3 protein-coding genes and 2 rRNA genes are annotated in these 6,492 nt (G+C 55.0%); 1 reads left to right on the top strand and 4 read right to left on the bottom strand.

What is annotated here, in order from left to right:
* Nucleotides 1–64: 64 nt before the first annotated feature.
* Nucleotides 65–532 carry an SRPBCC family protein gene (locus tag BFP92_RS15885; RefSeq protein ID WP_065930267.1) on the bottom strand — a complete coding sequence of 156 codons (468 nt, stop codon included), beginning with the start codon at nt 530–532 and terminating at the stop codon, nt 65–67.
* Between the two features lie 100 nt (nt 533–632).
* Between BFP92_RS15885 and BFP92_RS15890 the strand changes: the two genes are divergently transcribed.
* Nucleotides 633–1,034: a GFA family protein gene (locus BFP92_RS15890; RefSeq protein WP_065930268.1), complete on the top strand. Its 402-nt coding sequence runs from the start codon at nt 633–635 to the stop codon at nt 1,032–1,034.
* Here the strand turns inward: BFP92_RS15890 and mrdA are convergent, their stop codons facing one another.
* From mrdA to BFP92_RS15905, 3 genes are all read right to left on the bottom strand, one after another.
* Nucleotides 1,035–2,927 (bottom strand): penicillin-binding protein 2, encoded by a 1,893-nt coding sequence (mrdA, locus tag BFP92_RS15895; protein WP_056858820.1) that lies wholly within the window; start codon nt 2,925–2,927, stop codon nt 1,035–1,037. It lies immediately after the preceding gene.
* Nucleotides 2,928–3,280: 353 nt separating this feature from the next.
* Nucleotides 3,281–3,396: ribosomal RNA gene (gene rrf / locus BFP92_RS15900) — 5S ribosomal RNA — on the bottom strand.
* Between the two features lie 157 nt (nt 3,397–3,553).
* Nucleotides 3,554–6,445 (bottom strand): 23S ribosomal RNA (locus tag BFP92_RS15905).
* Between the last annotated feature and the right edge of the window lie 47 nt (nt 6,446–6,492).

Consider the following 6,492-nt stretch of genomic DNA (forward strand, 5'->3'; position numbering starts at 1 on the left):
TCAGCAGTGGACTCAAGGCGTCTGACAGCAATGAGAACGGGCATCTTCACGATGCCCGTTTGGGTCAGGCGCTGCGTGCCTGGTTCAGGTAATTTTCGATGTTGCCCATTTGCTCGTCCCAGCCTCGGGAATTCATCCTGAAGGCTTTTTGGCGACGGGCTTCGGGCACTGCGTCAAAACCGGATTCGACTACCCGCAGCACGATGCCCGGCGCGCGGTCTTCGAGGGTGAACTCTACCAGGGTCGGTGTTTCGTGGTCGTAGTCGACGCCCTTCTCCACAGCGTAAGGGTGCCATCTGAATGAGAACAGGGTTTGGGGCAGGATGCGCACGATTTCCGCCTTCCACACCACATGTTCGTAGCCTGGGTAGGTGATCGGCGCCTCGATGGTTTTTCCAGCGGTAAAGGTTTTACCCTTGAGGGCGACTCCGAACCACTCGCCAAATTGCTCGGCATTGGTAAGCGCTTCCCAGATTTGTTTGCGTGGTACGTTGAGCAGGACTTTTCGTTCGATGCGATCTAATACATGCATAAGTCACCTCCTCCATTGACAGTAGGCGACAACAAACAATGCGCAACCTCAGGTTGTAAGCAATGATGATTGTCTCCGTCCTTAATCAGGCAATACGTGTATGACTGACCCGCTGAATGGAAGTTGCTTCTGCAAAGCCGTGCGCTATCAAATCGACAGCTTGGACATGCCCATCAGCCACTGCCATTGCGACAGTTGCCGCAAGGTGCATGCAGCCGCATTCGTGGCCACGGCCGGAGTCATGCGCGAGCACTTTCGCTGGATGCAGGGTGAGGCGCTGCTGTCGTCGTTTGAATCTTCACCGGGCAAGCTCCGGCATTTCTGCTCGCGCTGCGGCTCTCACCTGATAGCTGAGCGTCGGCATCAGCCCCATGTGATTGTGCGGGTGGCGACGCTGGATGATGACCCTGGCGTGCGGCCCACCTCGCACATCTGGACGGCCCATGATGTGCCCTGGCTTGCTTACGCAGGCGTAGAGCACTGGGATGAGTGGAAGGTTTGACTAGACGTGCGGGTCACCGGGCGCCTTGGCGGGGGTCGCATATTGCGGCTTGAGATGGCCTTCCTGATCCAGCAACCAGGCGTCCATGATCTGCCGCACTACCGGGCCTGCCACGCGGCCACCGGCCTCGCCGTTTTCGATCATCACCGAGATCACGATTTTCGGATGTTCGGCCGGCGCAAAGCCGACGAACAAGGCGTTGTCGCGATGGCGTTCCAGGGTCTTGTTGCGGTTATAGCGCTCACCCTGCTTGATCGCCACCACCTGCGCAGTACCACTCTTGCCGGCGATCCTATATTGAGCACCGGCCGCCGCCGCACGGGCGATACCACGGGGGTCGTGCATCACCAGTTGCATGCCGTGGTTGACCTGCTCCCAATCACGCGGGTCCTTGAGCACCACGTTAGGCATCGGGTTCTCGTCCACCGGCGGCACGCCGTTGATGGTCTTGGCCAGGTGCGGCCGGTTCCACACACCTTTGTTGGCGATCAATGCAGTGGCTTGGGCCAATTGCAATGGCGTGACCTGCATATAGCCCTGACCAATGCCGAGAATCACAGTTTCGCCCGGGAACCAGGGCTGACGCCGCGTCGCGCGCTTCCAGGCCTGGGAAGGCATCAGGCCGGCTGATTCTTCGAACATGTCGAGGGAGACTTTCTGACCGAGGCCGAACTCGGCCAGGTAGTCGTGCAGGCGATCGATACCCAGCTTGTGGGCCAGGTCGTAAAAGTAGGTGTCGTTGGAGCGCATGATGGCTGCGTCCATGTCCACCCAGCCGTCACCGCTGTGGTTCCAGTTGCGGTATTTGTGATCAAAGTCGGGCAGTTGGTAGTAACCGGGGTCGAACACTCGGGTTTGCGCGGTCACCACGCCACTGTCGAGGCCGGCGATGGCCACTTCCGGCTTGATGGTCGAGCCGGGCGCGTAAAGGCCGCGTAGCACACGGTTGAACAGCGGTCGGTCAATGGAGTCGTGCAGCGCGGCATATTCCTTGAAGCTGATGCCGGTGACGAACAGATTCGGGTCAAAACTCGGCTTACTCACCATGGCCAGCACTTCGCCGGTTTGCGGGTCGAGGGCCACTACCGAACCACGGCGATCGCCCAAGGCCTCTTCCGCGGCTTCCTGGAGCTTGACGTCGAGGCTCAGCACGATGTTTTTGCCGGGGATCGGGTCGGTATGCTTGAGTACGCGCAAAACGCGGCCCTGAGCGTTGGTCTCGACCTCTTCATAGCCGACATGGCCATGCAGCTCGGACTCGTAGAAACGCTCGATACCGGTCTTGCCGATGGACTGGGTACCGCGGTACTCCACCGAGTCGAGGGCCTTGGATTCTTTTTCGTTGATTCGACCAACGTAGCCAATCGAGTGGGCAAAATGCGCGCCCAACGGGTAATGCCGCACGAACTGCGGTTCGACGTCGACGCCCGGCAAGCGGAACTCGTTAACGGCCAGCACGGCAATCTGCTCTTCGGTCAATTCGTAGAACAGCGTCACCGGCACAAACGGATGACGGGCTTGCTTCAACGCCTTGTCGAATACCGCGCGGTCTTCGGCGGGTAAATGCAACAGGCTGACGATAGCGTCCAGCTCGCCCTTGAGGTCAGTGGTGCGCTCACGAGTGATGGTCAGGTTGTAGCTGGGACGGTTGTCGGCCAGCACCACGCCATTGCGGTCATAAATCAGCCCGCGCGTCGGCGTTATCGGCAGTACATGGACCCGGTTGTTCTCGGAAATCGTCGAGTGATAGTCGTACTGCACCACCTGCAGGAAATACATACGCCCGACCAGGGCGCAGGTAATACCAATCACCAACAGTGCGCAGGCAAGCAAGCGCTTGTTGACCAGGCGGTTTTCTTTTTCGTGATCCTTGATCGGTATCGGTTCAGGCATTTCTACAGCATCTCGTTGAAGAAGGTCGACGCCGCATCCTGCGGGTGAAATATCCATCCTTGTGAAATGTGCTGCACCTTACCAAAAATGCAGAAACACTTTGCATTGATTTCCCCAACGGCATGGTGTTTTGTCAGACAAGCACCGATTTTGTGCTCGAAAAGGCCTCAATCCCGGAAGTGCGATCACTCCGATGCCCCTCCAGTGTTGTGCAGGGCGCGTGTGAGGATGGCGGTCTGGAGGGTGCCGATTGAGCTGATCAAGGCGCGGAGGCTTCGAAGTCGCTTGGCGCTTTTCGACCTCCCAAAACAAAACCCCTGATTGCGTTAGCAATCAGGGGTTTCGGAATTTAATCTTGACGATGACCTACTCTCACATGGGGAAACCCCACACTACCATCGGCGATGCATCGTTTCACTACTGAGTTCGGGATGGGATCAGGTGGTTCCAATGCTCTATGGTCGTCAAGAAATTCGGGTACTGAGTCGTAGCCAGATGGCTTCGCTTCAGCAAATTGGGTATGTGACAGCTTTCGGTGTTTTGTGAGCGTCGAACTTTCGGTTCATCTCGTCTTCACACACCGCAATCTGATGCTCTTTCGAGTAGTCAAATTGCTTGGGTGTTATATGGTCAAGCCTCACGGGCAATTAGTATTGGTTAGCTCAACGCCTCACAGCGCTTACACACCCAACCTATCAACGTCGTAGTCTTCGACGGCCCTTCAGGGGACTCAAGGTCCCAGTGAGATCTCATCTTGAGGCTAGTTTCCCGCTTAGATGCTTTCAGCGGTTATCTATTCCGAACATAGCTACCCGGCAATGCCACTGGCGTGACAACCGGAACACCAGAGGTTCGTCCACTCCGGTCCTCTCGTACTAGGAGCAGCCCCTCTCAAATCTCAAACGTCCACGGCAGATAGGGACCGAACTGTCTCACGACGTTCTAAACCCAGCTCGCGTACCACTTTAAATGGCGAACAGCCATACCCTTGGGACCGGCTTCAGCCCCAGGATGTGATGAGCCGACATCGAGGTGCCAAACACCGCCGTCGATATGAACTCTTGGGCGGTATCAGCCTGTTATCCCCGGAGTACCTTTTATCCGTTGAGCGATGGCCCTTCCATACAGAACCACCGGATCACTAAGACCTACTTTCGTACCTGCTCGACGTGTCTGTCTCGCAGTCAAGCGCGCTTTTGCCTTTATACTCTACGACCGATTTCCGACCGGTCTGAGCGCACCTTCGTACTCCTCCGTTACTCTTTAGGAGGAGACCGCCCCAGTCAAACTACCCACCATACACTGTCCTCGATCCGGATAACGGACCTGAGTTAGAACCTCAAAGTTGCCAGGGTGGTATTTCAAGGTTGGCTCCACGCAGACTGGCGTCCACGCTTCAAAGCCTCCCACCTATCCTACACAAGCAAATTCAAAGTCCAGTGCAAAGCTATAGTAAAGGTTCACGGGGTCTTTCCGTCTAGCCGCGGATACACTGCATCTTCACAGCGATTTCAATTTCACTGAGTCTCGGGTGGAGACAGCGCCGCCATCGTTACGCCATTCGTGCAGGTCGGAACTTACCCGACAAGGAATTTCGCTACCTTAGGACCGTTATAGTTACGGCCGCCGTTTACCGGGGCTTCGATCAAGAGCTTCGCGTTAGCTAACCCCATCAATTAACCTTCCGGCACCGGGCAGGCGTCACACCCTATACGTCCACTTTCGTGTTTGCAGAGTGCTGTGTTTTTAATAAACAGTCGCAGCGGCCTGGTATCTTCGACCGGCATGAGCTTACGGAGCAAGTCCTTCACCCTCACCGGCGCACCTTCTCCCGAAGTTACGGTGCCATTTTGCCTAGTTCCTTCACCCGAGTTCTCTCAAGCGCCTTGGTATTCTCTACCCAACCACCTGTGTCGGTTTGGGGTACGGTTCCTGGTTACCTGAAGCTTAGAAGCTTTTCTTGGAAGCATGGCATCAACCACTTCGCTAACTAAAAGTTAGCTCGTCATCAGCTCTCGGCCTTAAGATCCCGGATTTACCTAAGATCTCAGCCTACCACCTTAAACTTGGACAACCAACGCCAAGCTGGCCTAGCCTTCTCCGTCCCTCCATCGCAATAACCAGAAGTACAGGAATATTAACCTGTTTTCCATCGACTACGCTTTTCAGCCTCGCCTTAGGGACCGACTAACCCTGCGTCGATTAACGTTGCGCAGGAAACCTTGGTCTTTCGGCGTGGGTGTTTTTCACACCCATTGTCGTTACTCATGTCAGCATTCGCACTTCTGATACCTCCAGCAAGCTTCTCAACTCACCTTCACAGGCTTACAGAACGCTCCTCTACCGCATCACTTACGTGATACCCGTAGCTTCGGTGTATGGTTTGAGCCCCGTTACATCTTCCGCGCAGGCCGACTCGACTAGTGAGCTATTACGCTTTCTTTAAAGGGTGGCTGCTTCTAAGCCAACCTCCTAGCTGTCTAAGCCTTCCCACATCGTTTCCCACTTAACCATAACTTTGGGACCTTAGCTGACGGTCTGGGTTGTTTCCCTTTTCACGACGGACGTTAGCACCCGCCGTGTGTCTCCCATGCTCGGCACTTGTAGGTATTCGGAGTTTGCATCGGTTTGGTAAGTCGGGATGACCCCCTAGCCGAAACAGTGCTCTACCCCCTACAGTGATACATGAGGCGCTACCTAAATAGCTTTCGAGGAGAACCAGCTATCTCCGAGCTTGATTAGCCTTTCACTCCGATCCACAGGTCATCCGCTAACTTTTCAACGGTAGTCGGTTCGGTCCTCCAGTTAGTGTTACCCAACCTTCAACCTGCCCATGGATAGATCGCCCGGTTTCGGGTCTATTCCCAGCGACTAGACGCCCTATTAAGACTCGCTTTCGCTACGCCTCCCCTATTCGGTTAAGCTCGCCACTGAAAATAAGTCGCTGACCCATTATACAAAAGGTACGCAGTCACCCAACAAAGTGGGCTCCCACTGCTTGTACGCATACGGTTTCAGGATCTATTTCACTCCCCTCTCCGGGGTTCTTTTCGCCTTTCCCTCACGGTACTAGTTCACTATCGGTCAGTCAGTAGTATTTAGCCTTGGAGGATGGTCCCCCCATATTCAGACAAAGTTTCTCGTGCTCCGTCCTACTCGATTTCATGACTAAGAGATTTTCGCGTACAGGGCTATCACCCACTATGGCCGCACTTTCCAGAGCGTTCCGCTAATCTCAAAGCCACTTAAGGGCTAGTCCCCGTTCGCTCGCCACTACTAAGGGAATCTCGGTTGATTTCTTTTCCTCAGGGTACTTAGATGTTTCAGTTCCCCTGGTTCGCCTCTTACGCCTATGTATTCAGCGTAAGATAACCATCTTATGATGGCTGGGTTCCCCCATTCAGACATCTCCGGATCAAAGTCTGTTTGCCGACTCCCCGAAGCTTTTCGCAGGCTACCACGTCTTTCATCGCCTCTGACTGCCAAGGCATCCACCGTATGCGCTTCTTCACTTGACCATATAACCCCAAGCAATCTGGTTATACTGTGAAGACAACATTCGCCG

The sequence above is a fragment of the Pseudomonas sp. 58 R 3 genome, assembly GCF_900006605.1.
Taxonomy (GTDB): Bacteria; Pseudomonadota; Gammaproteobacteria; order Pseudomonadales; family Pseudomonadaceae; genus Aquipseudomonas; species Aquipseudomonas salomonii.

Excerpts from the sequence above, each read along its gene's own strand:
- BFP92_RS15885 (WP_065930267.1), bottom strand. The coding sequence starts at position 532 with ATGCATGTATTAGATCGCATCGAACGAAAAGTCCTGCTCAACGTACCA.
- BFP92_RS15890 (WP_065930268.1), top strand. The coding sequence starts at position 633 with ATGACTGACCCGCTGAATGGAAGTTGCTTCTGCAAAGCCGTGCGCTAT.
- mrdA (WP_056858820.1), bottom strand. The coding sequence starts at position 2,927 with ATGCCTGAACCGATACCGATCAAGGATCACGAAAAAGAAAACCGCCTG.